The 16661-nt window shown below is 67.0% G+C and carries 16 protein-coding genes; 7 read left to right on the forward strand and 9 right to left on the reverse strand.

Going from position 1 to position 16661, the window contains the following annotated elements:
- Positions 1 to 9: 9 nt before the first annotated feature.
- Positions 10 to 303: a heavy-metal-associated domain-containing protein gene (locus RM609_RS30600; protein ID WP_311615234.1), complete on the reverse strand. Its 294-nt coding sequence runs from the start codon at positions 301 to 303 to the stop codon at positions 10 to 12.
- A 274-nt stretch (positions 304 to 577) separates the two neighbouring features.
- Here RM609_RS30600 and RM609_RS30605 point away from each other — a divergent pair, with 274 nt between their 5' ends.
- A complete protein-coding gene (locus RM609_RS30605; RefSeq protein WP_311615236.1) occupies positions 578 to 1522 on the forward strand; it encodes a tyrosinase family protein in 945 nt (314 codons plus the stop codon).
- A 97-nt stretch (positions 1523 to 1619) separates the two neighbouring features.
- Entirely contained in the window at positions 1620 to 2294 is a 675-nt protein-coding gene (locus tag RM609_RS30610; RefSeq protein WP_311615239.1) for a DUF305 domain-containing protein, read from the forward strand.
- Positions 2295 to 2336: 42 nt separating this feature from the next.
- On the opposite strand, the gene RM609_RS30615 is transcribed toward RM609_RS30610, so the two are convergent.
- The 3 genes from RM609_RS30615 to RM609_RS30625 form a co-directional block, all read right to left on the reverse strand.
- Positions 2337 to 3284 (reverse strand): DUF8832 domain-containing protein, encoded by a 948-nt coding sequence (locus RM609_RS30615; protein WP_311615241.1) that lies wholly within the window; start codon positions 3282 to 3284, stop codon positions 2337 to 2339.
- A 96-nt stretch (positions 3285 to 3380) separates the two neighbouring features.
- The gene (locus RM609_RS30620; RefSeq protein WP_311615243.1) at positions 3381 to 3833 is read right to left on the reverse strand and encodes a DUF6153 family protein; all 453 of its coding nucleotides are present in this window, start codon (positions 3831 to 3833) and stop codon (positions 3381 to 3383) included.
- A gap of 546 nt (positions 3834 to 4379) precedes the next feature.
- Positions 4380 to 7118, reverse strand: coding sequence for a P-loop NTPase (locus RM609_RS30625; RefSeq protein ID WP_311615245.1), 2739 nt, complete (start codon positions 7116 to 7118; stop codon positions 4380 to 4382).
- A 165-nt stretch (positions 7119 to 7283) separates the two neighbouring features.
- On the opposite strand from RM609_RS30625, the gene RM609_RS30630 reads away from it, so the two are divergent.
- Both RM609_RS30630 and RM609_RS30635 read left to right on the forward strand, forming a co-directional pair.
- A complete protein-coding gene (locus tag RM609_RS30630) occupies positions 7284 to 8321 on the forward strand; it encodes a macro domain-containing protein (RefSeq protein ID WP_311615247.1) in 1038 nt (345 codons plus the stop codon).
- A gap of 132 nt (positions 8322 to 8453) precedes the next feature.
- Positions 8454 to 8618 carry a hypothetical protein gene (locus RM609_RS30635; protein WP_311615249.1) on the forward strand — a complete coding sequence of 55 codons (165 nt, stop codon included), beginning with the start codon at positions 8454 to 8456 and terminating at the stop codon, positions 8616 to 8618.
- Between the two features lie 361 nt (positions 8619 to 8979).
- Here the strand turns inward: RM609_RS30635 and RM609_RS30640 are convergent, their stop codons facing one another.
- The 5 genes from RM609_RS30640 to RM609_RS30660 form a co-directional block, all read right to left on the reverse strand.
- Positions 8980 to 10365 carry a hypothetical protein gene (locus RM609_RS30640; protein WP_311615251.1) on the reverse strand — a complete coding sequence of 462 codons (1386 nt, stop codon included), beginning with the start codon at positions 10363 to 10365 and terminating at the stop codon, positions 8980 to 8982.
- A gap of 8 nt (positions 10366 to 10373) precedes the next feature.
- The gene (locus tag RM609_RS30645; RefSeq protein ID WP_311615253.1) at positions 10374 to 12569 is read right to left on the reverse strand and encodes an HNH endonuclease; all 2196 of its coding nucleotides are present in this window, start codon (positions 12567 to 12569) and stop codon (positions 10374 to 10376) included.
- Positions 12570 to 12644: 75 nt separating this feature from the next.
- Positions 12645 to 13412, reverse strand: coding sequence for a WbqC family protein (locus RM609_RS30650; RefSeq protein WP_311615255.1), 768 nt, complete (start codon positions 13410 to 13412; stop codon positions 12645 to 12647).
- Complete coding sequence (locus RM609_RS30655) at positions 13354 to 14025, reverse strand: YdcF family protein (RefSeq protein ID WP_311615257.1); 672 nt, start codon at positions 14023 to 14025, stop codon at positions 13354 to 13356. The genes RM609_RS30650 and RM609_RS30655 overlap by 59 nt, the downstream gene beginning before the upstream one ends.
- Before the next feature lie 14 nt (positions 14026 to 14039).
- Positions 14040 to 15134 carry a helix-turn-helix domain-containing protein gene (locus RM609_RS30660; protein ID WP_311615259.1) on the reverse strand — a complete coding sequence of 365 codons (1095 nt, stop codon included), beginning with the start codon at positions 15132 to 15134 and terminating at the stop codon, positions 14040 to 14042.
- A gap of 196 nt (positions 15135 to 15330) precedes the next feature.
- Between RM609_RS30660 and RM609_RS30665 the strand changes: the two genes are divergently transcribed.
- From RM609_RS30665 to RM609_RS30675, 3 genes are read left to right on the forward strand one after another with little or no spacing between them, the layout of a single operon-like run.
- Positions 15331 to 15765 carry a hypothetical protein gene (locus RM609_RS30665; protein WP_311615261.1) on the forward strand — a complete coding sequence of 145 codons (435 nt, stop codon included), beginning with the start codon at positions 15331 to 15333 and terminating at the stop codon, positions 15763 to 15765.
- Between the two features lie 8 nt (positions 15766 to 15773).
- Positions 15774 to 16181 carry an ATP-binding protein gene (locus tag RM609_RS30670; RefSeq protein WP_311615263.1) on the forward strand — a complete coding sequence of 136 codons (408 nt, stop codon included), beginning with the start codon at positions 15774 to 15776 and terminating at the stop codon, positions 16179 to 16181.
- Positions 16175 to 16657, forward strand: coding sequence for a hypothetical protein (locus RM609_RS30675; protein WP_311615265.1), 483 nt, complete (start codon positions 16175 to 16177; stop codon positions 16655 to 16657). Before RM609_RS30670 ends, RM609_RS30675 begins: the two co-directional genes overlap by 7 nt.
- The last annotated feature ends 4 nt before the right edge of the window (positions 16658 to 16661 follow it).

Here is a 16661-nt window from a genome sequence, read left to right on the forward strand (position 1 = left end):
CGGGGTGCCTCAGGCGCGGCCGGCGAGCTCGTAGCCCGCCTCGTCCACGGCGGCGCGCACGGCCTCGTCGTCCAGCGGGCCGGTGGAGGTGACGGTCACCAGCCCGGTGGCGGCCACGGCCTTGACGGAGGTCACGCCGGCCAGGGCGGAAACCTCCTGCGAGATCGAGCCCTCGCAGTGGCCGCAGGTCATGCCGGTCACCTTGTAGACGGTGGTGACGCCGACCTGCACGTCGGCGGCCGCGGAGCTGCCGCAGGAGCCGCCGGGGGTGCAGCAGGAGCCGGAGTTCGTCTGCGAGGTCATGGCTGCTTCCTTCACGTCGTCGGGTGCGCGAATGCGCAGGTCTTCCGAGAGGGGCCGGGTCGGGTTCCCGGCGCCTCCTGCTGACCGCAACGATATACCCCCAGGGGGTATTCCGGAAGATGCGGAATCGAGCGCCTGAGCGGACGCTCGTGCTCCGCCCCCATTCGGCCCGTCGAAGTCGCCACTGCGACCTCCTGCGGCCACAGTGGGCTGAGACAGCCTGCGGCACTGCAGAAGAGACAGCAGGGGGACCGGCGGCACGTGAGGAGTGGCCATGCCCCTGGGAGACGGCATTCGCCGGAACATCGCCACCGTCGCCCCCGAAGAACGCACCCTGCTGCGCAACGCCTTTTTGAAGATGAACACGCCGCGGTGGGACGGCAAACGAGACGACGCTGTTCCTGGGGGCGTGACCTGGTGGTTCAAACAGGACGAGATCCATAAGGTCACGCACGTCCATGGCGGCCCCGAGTTCCTGCCGTGGCACCGGGAGATCGTCAACCGGTGTGAAGACCAGCTGCGCGTGATCGACCCGCGGCTGTCCCTGCATTACTGGGACTGGGCGCAGGACCCCCGGAACATCCCGAACGCCAACCTCGGCAACGGCCAGGCCGGGACCTTGAATCTCTTCACTCCCGACTTCATGGGCTACGGCGGGCAAGTCCTCCAGCCCATCGGTCAGCCGTGGCAAGCTGCGGGGTTCTACGACCCGCAGGCGAACCCGTTCCGCTCCGACAACGCCTTCGACCCGAACAACAACCCTGCGGACAAGCCACGGGCGGTCAACAGACAGGTCAACGGTTCGCCCATCACCGCGGCCCGGGATCAGGCTGTGCTGGCCGCCGGGGACTTCGCCCAGATGGCGGTCCTGCTCGAGGACAGCCACAACAAGATGCACGGCTTCGTGAACATGGGCAACCAGCACATCGCCTTCCGCGACCCGTTCGTCTTCCTGCTGCACTCAAACGTGGACCGGTTGTTCGCCTTGTGGCAGCTGCAGCCAGATCACCCCGAACGGCTCCAGCCCGACCACGTCTACGGCAGCCTCGAAGCGGACCCGGAACTCAACGCCAATATCGAGCCGTGGTCGACAGGGCACACGCTCAACGAAGTCACCGGGCAGGAAAACCTGATCCGCCCCTGGTGCGACCCCGAGAAGCTGGGCATCCCGAAAACCTACAAAGACCCCTCCATCGTCACCCCACGCCGCTACGACTGACGACACGATCACGGGAGCGGCCTGAAGCACGCCGCTGCCCGCCAGCCGCTCTCAATCAGTGGGCCGGCCCCACTCTCAGGCTTCAGGAGTCCGCGTCATGAGCATCCGCCGCTGCCCGTCCCACCGTGTGGCCATGCTCGCCGCTGTAGCCACGGCAGCCCTCGTCGTGACCGGCTGCGGCGGCGACGGCAGTAAGGGCGGCGGCTCGCCCAGCACGTCGGTCACCAAGGCCGGCCCCACCGCGTCCGCGTCGGCCTCAGTGCCGGCAGGGCAGCACAACCAGGCCGACGTCGCCTTCGCGCAAGGGATGATCCCGCACCACCGTCAGGCCATCGTCATGGCCGATATGGCGCAAGAACACGCCTCGTCCAGCGACGTGAAAGCCCTCGCGCAGAAAATCAAGAAGGCGCAGACGCCGGAGATCGAGACCATGACGACCTGGCTGAAGTCCTGGGGCGAACAGGTCCCCCAGGGCATGGGCGGCATGGGCCACGGGAACGCGTCCGCGACGCCCGGCATGGGCATGATGAGCGACCACGACATGGACCAGCTCAAGGGTGCCACCGGCAACGCCTTCGACACCATGTTCCTGACCATGATGATCAAGCACCACGAGGGCGCGGTCGACATGGCGAACACGGAGAAGCGGCAAGGCGCTTACGGCCCGGCCAAGGAGATGGCCGGCAGCATCGTCACCTCGCAGACCGCCGAGATCGCCCGGATGCGCAAGATGCTGGGCACCGGTTCGCCGTCCGCGACGGCCACGCCCTGACCCCGGTATGGGGCGGCACCGTGGTGCCGCCCCATGGGTACGTCAGCTGACGTTCAGGGTCAGCGCGGCGGTGTGGAGCTTGCCGCCGGTCTGGAACTGCAGGAACATCCGCCAGTTGCCCGCCTTGGGCAGCATGGCCTGGAACGACAGGTCCGGCCCGCCGTGATCACCCTCGACCTTCGTCTCCGGGTGCAGGTGCGCGAACGCCTGGTCGCCCTCGTGGAAGGCGGTCAGGTGCGCGTAGGTGTCCAGGTAGGGCTGGAGATCGGTGACGGGCTTGCCGTCCTTGCCGATGCTCACCGTCGCGGGGTGCGCCATCCCGGCCATCAGCACGCCCTTGACCGTGACCGTGTAGCCGTCGACCTCGGTGCTGGTGGTGGCCTGTGGCAGCGGGGTCTTCTCGGCGTCACCGGGGACGGTGACCGTGCGGCTGAGGACGAAGTCCGCGCCCTTGCCAGGGCCGTTGTCCGGGGTGAACGAGGCGTAGGTGCGCCAGGTGCCCGGCTCGAGGGCCGCGAGGTCGGCGGTCCAGGTGCCGTCGTCGGCCATGGACGGGTGCAGGTGCTGGAAGCCGGTGAGGTCCGCGCGGACGGCGTAGAAGTGCATCCGCTTGGTCTGGTCGACCGCGAAGGCGGTCACCGGCTTGCCGTCCGGACCGGCGATCCGGAACTTGTACGCGGTTTCCTTGCCGGCGGGCAGCTCGGTGGCGGTGGAGGTCAGCTTGTAGCCGTCCTTGGTGTCGGCCAGGCCGTCGCCCATGCTGCCGTGGTCCATGCCGGGCATCGAACCGTGGTCGTGGTTCATGCCGGCCGAGGAGGCCGAGGCGGAGGGCTTGGAGCCGTGGTCCATGCCGGGCATGGACGAGTCGGAGTCCTTGGACGATCCGCAGGCCGCCAGCGTCACCGCGAGAACGACGGCCGTACTGGCCGCCGCCAGGGTGCGACGACGGGAGGAGAGACGACGGGGAGAGAGACGAGAAGTGAACGACATCACACGAATCTTTCGGGGCGTGCGCGCCGTATGAGCGCGCGGTTGATCAGGACACGTGGCCCGATGCCCGCATCACGGGCGTGGGCGAGGTGCCTGTCAGTTCCGCGCTACGCACTTCCTCAGCAGGAGGGCGCGCCCGCCATCGGGCGGACCGCGGCGTCCCGCGCCCCCTGCCGCCATCCGCCGCCGCACGAGGCCCCAGGCGGCCAGGCCCGCGAAAGCCGCGGCGGCCAGGAGCCAGATCGTCGGCAGCGGGAAGCGGTCACGTGCCGCTGTCGCCACGCACAGGGTTCCGTGTTCGCCGGTGACGGCCTGCGAGTCCATGTGTGTGGAAGAGCGGGACGCGGCCGGGGCCATTCCGGCAACCGTCCTGTGCTCACCGTGTGCAGCGTGCTCGGCGGGAGCGGTGACGTGCTGCTCCTCCATGGCCGCGTGGCAGCCGGTGGCCGCCGAGGCCGGGGCCCCGTGCATGAGGAAGAGCCCGAGCAGGACGGCGCACACGGCCGGCAGCCGGGCGAGTGCCCGTCTGCGCGACTGTCCCGTGCTCATCACCGCTGTGGTCTCTTCCTTCGCGATCGCTCAGTTGCCGGGACCGGCGAGACGGCCTCGGCTCTGCGATCGGACCATACCCCCGGCCCGTATCGCTAGGGGCTGGTTCACATCCGCCGACTCCCGCGTGAGCGCAACCGCAACACAAACCGCGACCGGGGAACGCCGAAGGCCCCGGCCGGTTTCCCGGTCGGGGCCTTCGGTTAGTGCCCGGTGAGGCACTGGCGGAGGATACGAGATTCGAACTCGTGAGGGGTTGCCCCCAACACGCTTTCCAAATGTTCGTACGGCTGTCCGTCTGGGGTCATGTGTGACCTGACCTGCGGCGGAGCGTTTTGACGGCCTTCGTTCGGCTGGCCCTGTACGGAGCCGAATGCAACCAGAAATGCAACCAGACCAGTTTCGGCCCCTGCCAGCCTCCGACCGAGCAACGTGGTCCTGGGCCGCTCGGTTCCGCTCCTTTGGGGGCTGTCTGGGGCGACGCTCAGGTGCAATTGCGTCGCGCCCGAGGCGCCAACTTCGGCCGCGTTTAGGAGCGCGTGCGGGTTACCAGCTGGCCGACCAGCGGGAGTGGTCCGCTAGGCGGCGCAGGGTGTCGAAGGACAGTACCCCATGTGTCTCCAAATCGACCTTGGTCGCGCGGATAGCCTGCGCAGCGGCCTTGTCGAATGTCGTAGCGAGCCGGCCGCACAGCTTGCCCGTCGACAGCTGCCGTAGCTCGTGGTGTGCTGGGGGGCGGTACCGACTGAGGTACTTAGAAGCGTTCTCCTTGCCGCGGACGCGTTCCAACAGGATGGCGCAGAGGGCGGGGGCCTCCTTGGTGGCCACGTCACCAGTCTGGGCGTACAGGGCGGCAGCCGACTTGGCGAGGCTCACCAGCGCGTAGCCCGCCCGGTCCTCGACGAGCGAATAGCCGACCCCGTCGTCCAGCGCGAGCGCCGCCAGACCGGCCGACGTCTGGGGCTCCCCTTCGTCTCGGAGCGAGATCGAGAACTCCACCAGGAACGCCCTGACGGCCCCGTGGTAGTCGTCGTAGGTCTTCAGCCGAGGCGCGAGTCCCCTGGCGAAGGCACCAGTCCGCTGCTCCCTCTCCAGGCGGAGCGCCCGCAGTAGAGACACCCGTGACTCCAGGACCTGCTGGCCGGTGCCCTTCACCGCCCCTCTGGCCGCCCACACCGACTCGGGCGCTGACAGGGAGCGAGACAGCAAGTAGGCGTCGCGATAGCCCTCGAGCGTCGCAGCCTTCCTTACCAAGCGCATCCCGCCGGCCTGGCCCACAAGTTCGTAGACCTTCTCGGCGGTTCCCTCCTGATGCAGGTAGTCGACCACCGTCGCGGCAATCGACGGGTGCCGACAGTAGACGCGGTTGCCGGCAAAAGTCACTGCAGCCTCCCGACCGAGCGTCTGAAGGATCTTTCCGTCGGCGAAGGCGGGGTCGAGCCCCGCCATGGCCGCGATCACCGACCTGCTTGCCCCCTTGCCGCGGTTGCCGTCCTTGTCTAGCGCGTGCTGCATCACGCAGATGCCCCCGAAGACGTCGCCAAGGTCGACGGAGTCGGTCAGTTTGATCTCGTGCAGCTTGCGCACCAGATCCTCCACACGGGCGCCCAGATCCGCCCCGTACCGGACGTCGAGAACCGCTCCGAAGAGCGTGTTGCTCTCAGCGGCCATGACGCCGGCCGACGTCGTGAGCCGCTCCGCGACGGTCTCGACCTCTGGGCTCCCGCCTGGCAGCAGCCCAAGCTCCTGCCAGGTAAGGGCGATGTTCCTGGCGTCGCCGTCGGTGATGCCGTGGAACAGAACGTCATCGATCCACGGTCGCAGTGTCGAACCAGCGCCCTGCCACCACAGCCGGTCGTGACTGGCAAGCAGAAAAGCGATGCCTGACCCCTCCGCCGCCCAGACGTCCTTCGTGGACACCATGTCGTCCATGATCAGGTCGGCCTCGTCGACGCAGATCAGGGTCTTCCCGGCCGCACGAACGTCGTTCAGCCACTCTTTGGTCAACACCGGCGCGCCCGGTTCCCGCCACAGCGCGTTCCACTCCGGTCGTGAGCCCGCCACCGCGTGCGCCACTTGGCGCAGGGCCAGGGACTTGCCCTCGCCGAGCGGGCCGATGGCCACCGCGCCGCCGCCACCGCCGACCCGTAGGCACTCGACCACCTTCTGCTCCAGGGAGACCGTTGAGCTGAGGACAGGCCAGCAGCCAGGCGCGGCGTCCGCCCACACCGGCTGGCTGCCCTCTGCGAAGGCCCCTGGCTGGTACGAGGCCGAGTCGGCCAAAATGCGCGGCACTCGCGAGTACCCGTAGGGAGAAGAGGTCTCCTCGGTTTCCGCCTCGTGCCGCTCCAGCTTGTCGGTGAACAGCTCGTGTCCGTCGACGCCGAGGTAGAGGCTGAAGCCGGGTGCCTCCACGAAGTCACCGATAACGCCGCTCGTCACAGCGGCGGCATCCGTCTCATACGCGGCCCAGAGAACCTCGGCCTCCAGCAGGTCAGCCTTGTTGTTGAGGACCTGGCTGCGCAGGCCCCTCATGAAGCCGTCGAGCCACCCGCTGTAGCCCACGACGAGTACGACCGAGTTAGTGAGTAGCCTCCTCAGCAGATCGTCCAGTCCGGGGCGGTCGGAGGTGATCCTCGTCGGGACGTTGCTCGTCGCCAAGCCGGTCCAGTAGCCGTGGATGTGCAGCACGGGCTGGGCGTTGACTTCCTGCAGCTGCTGCATTGTGGGGGTGGTGTCGGTCGGGATGGGGATGGGGACTGCGGGAACACCAGCCTGGCCGAGGGCGATCTCGATCAGCGGGTCGAAGTTCGTGGTGATGATCGGGCCCCGTACCCGCCCGCTCAGCGATGCGAAGAACTGAGCGAACCGCTGGTACCCGCGAGGAATGAGCCAGTTCCCCGTCCTTGCGTGCTCCCGGCAGCGCTCCTCGTCCCGAGCAACCTCCGCCACGTCCTTCTCAGGCACGTCGGGGCATGCCTGGAGCACAGCCGTCCGGATCGCCCGCATGACTGTGTGCTCACCTGCTTGCCTGGTCAAAACTGCTGCCGCGCTCTGGTATCTGACGCCGGGGTCTGGGGCGTCTGCGACGGTCGCGTCGAACCGGGCCAGGCCTGCCTTCGGCACATGGTCTCGGAAGATGTCCGTGAGCTGGGGGACGCCGGGGAGGACCTCGCTGCTGATCCCCGAACCGAACACGGTGACAAGGCGACGATCGGCCTCCTCGGCCAAGACCTGGAGGCGGATCTTGAGGTCGGTGATATCACCGAAGTCGATAGGACCCATGAACCGATCCAACCACTGCGACTGGGGAGGTGCATCTCCTCCGCCACACGAATGATTTCAAGCCACCTCTGAACGGCTTGAGTGCGCGGAACACCCCAGAGGGCGGAGGGACTTATGATTGGCTCGTGTCGGTCCGAGGCGGAGGGGACGCCACCATTGAGTCCGTTGCAGCTCGCCATCACGGCGATCCTCACCGTCACCGGCATCGCTCTGCAGATCTGGTCGTCCGCGCCGAACCGAGCCGAACGGCAGTACGCCCTTCAACTCCCTTCCGTCCTCCTGTACTCGCTCGCTGCGGCGCTCTTCCTGTTCTCGATCTTTCCGGCTTCGCTGACGGAGGGCAGGGCGTTGGGGTTCGGCCTCAGCGGTGCGGCGGGTTTCGCCGCCTTCTTCATGTTGATCTCTTTCACTTGGCTCGCGAAGACCCGCCGACGGGATGAACTGACTGCCCAGTTGAAGAAGGCCCAGCGCGAGAACACGGCTCTGCGGCGGCAGTTGGCAGCCGAGGATCCTACGAGGGAAGGCCAGCGCCCGCTCGCGCAGTCCACCCGGTACGAGGTCCCCCTGCGCGGCAGTAGGCGGCACCGTATCGGCGTGGTTACCGGAAATCTTGCGAATGTGCTCGGCGTCGACGTGTGGGTCAATCCAGAGAACACACGCATGGAGATGTCCCGCGTCGACGAGCCGACTGTCTCCGCTGCGATCCGCTACCACGGGGGGCGCCGGGATGACGCTGGGCATATGGTCGACGACGTCATCGCTAAGGAACTCGCCGAGCGGATGGACGGGCGGCAGTACGTGTCGGCGGGCCAGGTGCTGGTCACCGGGCCGGGCGAGCTGCTGGAGAGCCATCAGGTTCGGAAGATCGTGCATGTTGCCGCGGTCGAGGGGGAACCCGGCTCGGGCTACCGTCAGGTGATGGACCTGGCGCGGTGCGCCCGCAATATCCTGGCTGAGGTTGACCGGCTTGCCGAGGCTGGGGAGCCATTGCGCTCGGTCGTCGTGCCACTGCTGGGAACCGGCGGAGGCAACAGCGATCTGCACTGCACCGTGGACACCCTGCTGGCGGCCACCATGAGCTACTTTGAAGCCCATCCGGCGTCGCGCATCCGGGTCGTCTATCTGCTGGCCTACACGGACGTGCAGGAAGCCGTCTGTCGGACCGCCCTCGACGCGCGTCCCGAGCTCTCGACGGGGGCCTGAGCCGAGTCTCGTCGTGAGACTTGGCAGCCCGGGTGATGCCCGTTTGGGCGGTGGCGGCTCTTGGCTCGGGAGATCCGGGTGACGAATTCCGGTGCGGGAATCGGTGTAGGCGTACCGTGCTGGGAGTGATGGATGCGGCCCGAGAAGGCGATTTCCGGCGGCTCTCCCGAGCCTGTCCCGCACGTTTGGGCTGTGCGAGATTGGCAGTTCCTTGCCCATGGCCTGATGAACCGGAACTGGCTGCTGAAGACGGCAGCTGATGCGCTGCTATGGGCGAAGCGCGACGATGGCCTGTGACGCCTGCAGGGCCTCGGCCATCCGAGGGGGCGAGGGGCGTAGATCGGGAACAGAACGGCAACCACGGAACGGCGAAGGTCCCGACCGCTGAGTGGTCGGGACCTTCGCCTGCCCTGCCGGGCGGCTGCGGAGGATGCGAGATTCGAACTCGTGAGGGGTCGCCCCCAACACGCTTTCCAGCTGTTCGCACGGACATCTGGCGAAGGTCATAAGTATCCCTGACCTGCGGTCGAGTGCATGTGGCGCCTCCGCATGGACAGTGCTGGACAGAGGCGAATGAGGCCAGAGCTGAGACCAGCTATGCACGCCGAAGTGATTCCACCAGACGTCATGTCGTCCCGCCCGAACGACGCACGGTCCGCTACGCCCCCTTCAAGGCGCGAAGCGGGGGCCGCTGCGCCGCAGCTCTCATACTTTGGAGGCACTCCGCGAGGAGCCCGCTGAGTTGTTCCAGGCTTTCGATTAGTTCCTCGTCGTACAGTTCCCCGACTTCGTCGAGGCTCAGCTGCTCGAATGCCTTGGATGCCTGACGCACACGGCCGTGCAACGCAGCCCTACGTTCTTGGACATTCACTTGCGGGTTCTTTGCTACCGACTGGGCCACGAACTGGTGTAGCACCTCGTATGCCGCAGCAGCCTCGGCGGGGCCGCTCCGCGCAGCCTGGTCGGAGTGTGTCAGCTGCTTCTCAGCTTCAGCCTTGACATCGTCGGGGAGCTGAATCACCTGGCCGGCTGGCGACTTGATCACGCCTTCCTCGAGCGCAGTTCGAACGTACTCGACCTGGCCTGCACGCTTGGTCTCCGCGGCAACCGCCTTCCTGAGCGTGGTCGTATCAGAGATGTGCTTCGCCATCGCGACTTGGAGATCGAGATCGTCCTCCAGCCGATCCATGAGGGCGTTCCTGGCTGCCTCTGCAGTGCCGGAGTCCGAGAGGATGGCCACGCGCAGCGCCGTGGGGTTTTCCGCAACCTCCAGGGCCTTGGTGGGGCGGATGCCCTCTGCTTCTGCAGCAGCAGTGATTCGCGCCCCACGCTCGGACCCACCGCTGGAACGGGTGGTGTAGTACTGGCTCCAGGCATCCGCGTCGGGCAAGTCGATGTCGACTCCCGGCTGCAGGTCTTCGAAGCTAGGGACGAGGCCGTCTTCGACTGCCCGGGACCAGGCGCGGTAGAAGCGCATCACACGGTTGGCTGAGCAGCCTGCTCGGCGCCCGAATTCATTTGCTGACACCTTCGTCGCCTCGTTGCGACTGCCGTGAGGTGACGATTCGGGCTTTTCTCTCTGGCTTGAGCCCGGCTGCACGCAACGGGCGACCTTCAATCCGAACAGCCAGCCTCCAGCCTTGGCGTACCCCCCGAAATCGCGAGCATCACGTGTGACTGGGTCCTCACTGGGGCTGATCCCGAGAAGCCTGTTGACCTCAGCTCGCATCCGGTCCATCTGCTCGCGGACGCGGCGGACGCCCTCATGGGGGTGCTTGATCTGAAGAAGGACGCGCACATCCGCAACCTTGGCCCCAAGGCCGAAGGGCGGCTTCGCTTCGACAAAGGAGGCGAAGTCCTCGAATGGCTCGTCGCTGTTGACACCGGTCGGGACCTTTCGCCAGGTTTCGTCATCGATCACCACGGCGAGAAGCTCGAGGAAGCCTGAAGGCGTGCCACCATTCCGTTCGAGTGCCTCCCGGAGGGTGTAGACGCGGTGTTGTTCGTCGGTCAGATAGCTGTTTGACTCAACGCGCACAGACATGGGAACTCCTATTTGAGGGCACTCAGAACGGCCCGCAGCCTTTTGTTGGCCTTCTCCAGCGTGTTGGCCTGCTGGGCGTTGAAGCCGGCGGCATCGTTCACGCGCTTCGTCGCCTGCACCATCGCCTCCTGGTAGCCGGGCGAGTCGGGTGAGACGCCCCGCTGGTACAGGTACTGCTTGATGGCCTCTGCGGTTTGGGCCTTGATCTCGGCGATCTGCTCCCTCTCTGTCTTGGGCGGCTCGTAGATGGGCGGTCCATCCGGCTCGGCGCGCTGTTCGGGAACGCTCGGCGCTGCCTTCAGCATGATCCCAGCGAGCTCGACGACGTCCTTGAGCTTGAGCGGTGTTTCGGCTGAGTCGACCGCTGCCTTGATGTACTCCACTAGTTGGAGCTCATCCGCGTCCATCTCGCTCTCGTTGCCTGCTGCCCTGGTCGTGGTCGCGACGGCCGCCTCGACGTACGACAACGTCTCCTGAACCGGCTCAGATCCGGCCTCGCGGTCCTCGCGTTCGTCCAAGAGCTTGAGACCCTGCTCGTTCTCGTCGCGGAGGAGAGAGAGGAATCCCTGCATTTTGGGGTCGTCGGGAGCGACGATCACGCAGGACTGCTCCCGCGGTGGCATCTTGTTCCACACTCGCAGCCCGCGGCCGACGAGCTGCATCAGATGCCCGCCGTCGCGGTAGTGGGTGAGGACTCCGACAACAGTGATCTCCGGGCAGTCATAGCCGATGAAGGCCATTCGCACGGTGACGAGGATGTCCATCGGCTTGTGCTTGAAGTTCTTCAGTTCCTGCGGGGCGCCGGTGTCGGATGAGATGGCAAGCCCCACACGCAGGTTGGGGTAGCGCTCGTGCAGGTACCTCTGGACCTTCTTCGCTTCGTTCTGCCCCATGCAGGAGATGAGAGCCCGATACGCGGGATTGAACTTCTGCTTGTCCTTTACGGCTCCGACGACGCGGTCGACGAGCGGCTGCCAGATCCTTTCGTCCCGCAGTACGGGAACGAGCTCGCTTCCGTCGTCCGAAAGGTTGTATTCCAGGACGTTATCTCCGGTAGGGGCATCGAGGGCACCCACGGTTCGCCGCGTAACGCGGGCCTCGGTGAGATGCATCTCGAACCGGCGCAGGTAGCCTTCTGCGATGCCGTCAGCGTAGGTTGCCTCGGCGTCGCGAACCAGTCTCATCCGCCGCGGGTCGGTCGGATCAGGCTCGTAGTCCGCCAGGATGAGGTGCTGATTGTCGGCTCGGTAGGGTGTGCCGGTCAGCAACAGCGTGTGGCGTGCGAAGGCGTGTACGCGTTCGATGAGTCCACCGGCCTTGGTGCCGCCGTCCTCCTTGTCGCCGGCAGCCCCGCAGAACTGGGCTTCGTCGGCGATGAGGAGGAATCGGCCCTCGTGCTTGCGGGCCCATTCGATGAACATGCGCTCGCTGCTGACCAGCGCGCTGTAGGTGGCCACGAAGCCACTTCCCGGCTCGTTCGGATGTGTCAGCGGGGGGTCGCTGATCTTGTGGCGGATCATCCCCAGGCGCTTGGTGCTGTCGAACAGCAAGCAAAGACCGCCGACGGCACCGTCGAGCCCCTTGTGCATCCAGCTGGTTTCGCACTGCTGGGCGAGTGCTACACGGGGAACGAAGACAGCCACGTAGTCGATCAGCCCTTCACGGATCAGTCGGGTGGCCAACGACTGATAGGCGAGTGTCTTCCCTGACCCAGGGGATGCGAGGACGATCGTGCGGTCCTTATTGGCCCTGATGCTTTCGAGGACGACTGTGCTGACCTCCCGCTGGAAGGGGCGAGGCACGAAGTTGTCCATGTACTGCATCTGTTGTCCCTTCATCAGATTGCAGGCCTCGCACAGGGCCTGCCCGTTCTCGACGGTCGTGGGCCCGCCTTCGGCCCAGGGGACGCGGTGGTCTGCGTGCCAGCCAGCGCCAAGCGGTATGTCGCAGCGTTGGCACAGGCCCTCAGCCTGTTCGTAGATCAACTGTCTCTGTCGCACGTCGAAGAATCGCTGCGCGTCGAATCCCGGCACGAGCCACCCCTTGCCTTGCTTGGACATAGCGAGCCTGCCGTGAAGCAGAGTAATCGTCGGCACTGACAACGGGCCGTGACATAGGGAGAGTTGGTCGCTGATGGAACGATTCTCCGTGCCCATGTTCAGGCCGGATGGTGTTCGTGAGCCATTGCCGGATTCGGCGCGCATCCGATGTGCTCCAGCCGCCCCTGAGCCGATGACGGGAGTCAGCCTGCCATCGGTCCGGACAGGGGTACGCTCGCGTCAGATCGTTGCCATGCGTAATTCGCTGGCCAGGCGGTGGCGGCCGACTTGCATCAGGGCTCGCACTGCGCTGATCGTGCGACCGCTTTCCCACACGCCGGTGTCCGGTGTGGTGAACGGTATGACGGTGATGCCGTGGGCCGCGAAGGGGGCTGGGTGCAGGTAGTGCATACCTCCGGTTCCGCACAGATACGTTTGGGCTCCGATGGCGGCGGCCAGGTCGGCGAGCCGCTGGGAGCGTCCCTGCCGGGCCGGAAGGCCGCTGCTGCGGAAGACGCGGCCCTTCCAGCCGAGGAGGTCCAGTAGGGCCCGGGTGGATGCTTCAGCGACGGCCGCGGTTCGGTCGCTGGTCGTGAAGGCGTTCAGGATGGGGACGAGGGCTTGCTGGAGGGTCGGCCAGTGGGGGCTGGCCCCGTAGTGCTGTTGGAGTACGCGGGCGGACCTTTGCCGGGATCGGGTGGGCTCGGCCATCACCGCATCCCGAATCAGCGTATTCCGGCCCTGGGGCAGGTGGGTGGGGATGGACAGCCACCGGCGGTCGGCCGGATTGTCCAGGGGAGCGAGGCGGGCTCGGTGCTGGTAGTCGCGGCGGGCGAACTGGACGTCGTCGAGGACGATCCAGTAGTCCGCCGCGAACAGCTTGGCCAGCGTCGAGAGCCGGGGGAAGAAGTTGGGCTGGTGGATGGCGCACAGCCCACCCGGCGGCGGCTCAGGGGTTGAGTAGGCGGCTGTCGAAGCCGTCTTCGAGGAGAGATCGGTAGGCGACATGCACGTCCTCCGGGACGTCCTGCTCGATGGCGAAGCCGAGCTTCGGATACTCGATCACTCGTTGCAGATCGCCGACGAGCTGGTCGACGACGAGCTTCTCGTCGCCGATCGTCTTCAAGTAGTCGTCGAACTCCAGTGAGGCCGAGGCACAGAACACCTCCACCTCGGGCCAGACCTTGCGAGCAGTGGCGAACGCGCGTCGCTCCATGTAAGGCATGGCAACCAGCAGCACGGTCTTCACGTCCAGGCCGGTGGCGGCCAGGACGTCGCGGGCGAAAGTGATGTTCTGGCCGGTGTTCCTGGCCTTGGGTTCCAGCAAGACCGCTTCGTCCGGGACGCCGAGGGTGAGCGCGTGCTCGCGGAAGTGCACGGCCTCGCCCCGAGGGAAGTGGCCGGGGCGGGTGGGGTTGGGGCCGCCGGAGAAGACGAGGGTGGGGAAGAGTCCGGCTCGGTACAGCTCGGCGCAGAACGCGGGGACGCCCAGGTCGTGGCTGCCCAGGCCGATCGCGGCGTCCGTCGGCCGGAGCTGGTGGCCCATCTGGTGGTAGTCCCAGATCAGCTTGGCTCGGTGGCGCTGGTCGTCGGTGATGGCCCGCTGGATGTCCGTCGTCACTGGCGTCTCCCTGGTCACCGCCGCCCGGGACTCGTCGCCCCGGCGGTCGTCCGAATGCTCTCGATGCTGGCCAGCTGGTGGCTCATTCCGTACTGGGCCGCCAGCTTCGCAGCTGCATCGAGGGCCGTCAGGCCATCATCCCGGGTGGCAGGGTCGGACAGCAGGATGTGTCCGTGAGCGGTGTCCAGACGCACCCGCTGCATCGGCGAGTCGGTCACGCCCGTCCTGCGGGCGACGCCGATGAAGTGCAGGGCTTTGCTCAGGTCGCCGGCGCCTCGGTAGGCGAGGGCGAGTTTCTGGTGGGCGACGGACCAGTCGTCCGGCTCGCCGAGGTCTTCGAAGTCGCGGGTTGCGGCCAGCATGACGCGCCCCGCATAGTCGTGCTCGCCTTCCTTGCTCAGCGCGGTACCTACCCACAGTCGCGCCCGCGCGCGGTCACGGCGGGCGAGCCGGTCGTCGACGGCCAGGTGTTCATAGTGGCGGGCGGCGCTCTCCAAACGGCCGGACATCTCAGCCACGACGGCTAGGGAGAGGTCGAGCTGGGCGACGCGGCGGGGGATGTCGAGCTGGCTGAAGATCGAGTGGGCTCCGGCATACGCGTGCTGGGCTGAGAGCGGTCCGATCACAGCGCCTTGGTCGCGCTTGAGGTCTCCCATCAGAGCGGTCGAGCGGGCGAGGAGATACAGGCCCTTGTCGTCCAGCTCCGGCGGGCGGAAGCTGTTCAGCCACCGGCCCAGCAGGTTGTCAGCGAAGGCGAAGTTCTGGCGGCTTAAGGCGACCACGACCCGGTCCAGGTCATCGGTCCACGATTCGTACTCCCAGGCCCTGGGACCTGCCGAGCTGACGCGACGGGTGGTCGCGGGCGGCCCGCCGGCCTCGGAGAGGAACGTCTCGAACCGCAAGTGCACGGATGCGTCCGCGCGGGCGAGAGCCGTGTCCAAGATCGCCTGGGTGTCCGGCCGGGGCTCGGTCGCGGACAGGTACTTGTCCCAGTTGGAGACAGTCCGCACGGCGACGCCCAGGTGCTGGGCGAACGCGCGGACGCTCATCCGCAGGGCGAGCCGCAGGGCACGGGCTTCCAGACCGGTCCAGTGATGCACGGTCGCCACGCGTCGCTCCCTTCCGAGAGCTCATGCAAGCACGGAACACGTATGCGGGGGGATGGAAGTGCAACGCAAGTGCAACACCGCGTCATTTCGTCGCCGCCCGAGCAGGAGGACGCTTCAACACGCGGGTCACAGCCTCGCTTTGCTCGGGGCGGCCTTCCTGTTTCGTCCCCCCCGATCTTTTGGACGGTCCCCCTCCATGGAACCCCTTACCGAGCATCGCCTTGTCAGTGGCCCGGTCGTCTATGGCTTCCTGCGGCTGGTCAACGTCTCCACAGCCCGTGAGGAGGCCCTGAAAGGGTCGCTGGCCGAGTACTGCCGGCAACATGAGCTCTCGTTGTCCGGCGTGTTCACCGAACGTGTCACTACGGTCAACTCCGCAGCATTCACAGGGATGATGGACGTGCTGGCAGTGCCCGGCACGTACGGCGTCGTGCTGCCCTCCGCCTCTCACCTGGGCCCCAGGGCCATAGCCGCCGCACGGAGCAAACGCATCGCGTTGACTGGTGCCCGGCTGGTGCTGGTCCGCAAGGAGCTTCCGGGCCCGGTCCACCGTCGGCGCCCCGGCCGCGGCGGCTCCCAGGCCCGGCAGCGCGGCCACGGGTCCGCACCGGCACTGGAGGCCGAGTCGTGAAGTCCTCCATGCCCCCGTCCGATCAACGGTTCTTCGCTTCGGCGCCCGCCTCGGTCGGACTGGCCCGTGACTTCGCCGACAAGTCTCTCCTGGCCTGGGGCCTGGACGCCCTCGCCGACGACGTTCGGCTGTGTGTCTCGGAGCTGGCGACCAACGCGGTCGTCCACGCCAACACCCACGGACGCTTCCTGGTCCGGCTGGCCATCGACGGTCGCTATCTCCACCTCGAAGTCCACGACGACCACCCCCGCTGGCCCGAAGTCCGCTACCTCACCCGCAACGTCACCTCCGGCCGCGGGCTGCACTTGGTCGCCGCCCTCTCCGTCTGCTGGGGCGTCGATGCCCTCCACCCCTCCGGGAAGATCGTCTGGTCGCGGTTCCTCATCGCGCCCGCCTTGCAGGAGTCGCCATGCTGACCCGCCCCCTCGCACCCGCGCCTTCCACCGGCCCCGGCCCCAGTCTGCTGTTCTCGCTCAGCACCTGGACGTGGTCCGGCCCCGGTCCGGACGGGCAGGACATCGCCCACATCCTGCTGGCCCACCCGCCCGGACGCACCAGCCACGACACCCCGTCCGCGATCGAGACCCGCATGCGGCACGTCGGCGCCAGCCTCGGCCCCCTCGTCGGCGCTCATGAGGCGATCGCCGACCTCAACGGCTGCCTGCGCGTCATCAGCAGCCGGGTCCTGCTGAAGTTCGGCGGCTCCCGCTACGGCCTCCGCTTGCCGATCCGCCCCGGCTGGACCGACCTGATCATCCGCCGGGGCCGGGCCGTCCTCATCCTCGGCCTGGACCCACTGCCGCAGTCCACGACCGCCAGCCGTCTCGACACCTACCTCGATACGGCCCGTGAGGCCGACCGGCTCCTGTTCGGCCTCGCCCGCACCCCCTGACCCA

It is taken from the genome of Streptomyces hesseae (genome assembly GCF_031845785.1).
Classification (GTDB): domain Bacteria; phylum Actinomycetota; class Actinomycetes; order Streptomycetales; family Streptomycetaceae; genus Streptomyces; species Streptomyces hesseae.

Bases quoted from the DNA above. Each gene is read 5' to 3' on its own strand.
- RM609_RS30600 (WP_311615234.1), bottom strand. From the start codon at position 303: ATGACCTCGCAGACGAACTCCGGCTCCTGCTGCACCCCCGGCGGCTCC.
- RM609_RS30605 (WP_311615236.1), top strand. From the start codon at position 578: ATGCCCCTGGGAGACGGCATTCGCCGGAACATCGCCACCGTCGCCCCC.
- RM609_RS30610 (WP_311615239.1), top strand. From the start codon at position 1,620: ATGAGCATCCGCCGCTGCCCGTCCCACCGTGTGGCCATGCTCGCCGCT.
- RM609_RS30615 (WP_311615241.1), bottom strand. From the start codon at position 3,284: ATGTCGTTCACTTCTCGTCTCTCTCCCCGTCGTCTCTCCTCCCGTCGT.
- RM609_RS30620 (WP_311615243.1), bottom strand. From the start codon at position 3,833: ATGAGCACGGGACAGTCGCGCAGACGGGCACTCGCCCGGCTGCCGGCC.
- RM609_RS30625 (WP_311615245.1), bottom strand. From the start codon at position 7,118: ATGGGTCCTATCGACTTCGGTGATATCACCGACCTCAAGATCCGCCTC.
- RM609_RS30635 (WP_311615249.1), top strand. From the start codon at position 8,454: ATGCGGCCCGAGAAGGCGATTTCCGGCGGCTCTCCCGAGCCTGTCCCG.
- RM609_RS30640 (WP_311615251.1), bottom strand. From the start codon at position 10,365: ATGTCTGTGCGCGTTGAGTCAAACAGCTATCTGACCGACGAACAACAC.
- RM609_RS30645 (WP_311615253.1), bottom strand. From the start codon at position 12,569: ATGCGCGCCGAATCCGGCAATGGCTCACGAACACCATCCGGCCTGAAC.
- RM609_RS30650 (WP_311615255.1), bottom strand. From the start codon at position 13,412: ATGTCGCCTACCGATCTCTCCTCGAAGACGGCTTCGACAGCCGCCTAC.
- RM609_RS30665 (WP_311615261.1), top strand. From the start codon at position 15,331: ATGGAACCCCTTACCGAGCATCGCCTTGTCAGTGGCCCGGTCGTCTAT.
- RM609_RS30670 (WP_311615263.1), top strand. From the start codon at position 15,774: ATGCCCCCGTCCGATCAACGGTTCTTCGCTTCGGCGCCCGCCTCGGTC.
- RM609_RS30675 (WP_311615265.1), top strand. From the start codon at position 16,175: ATGCTGACCCGCCCCCTCGCACCCGCGCCTTCCACCGGCCCCGGCCCC.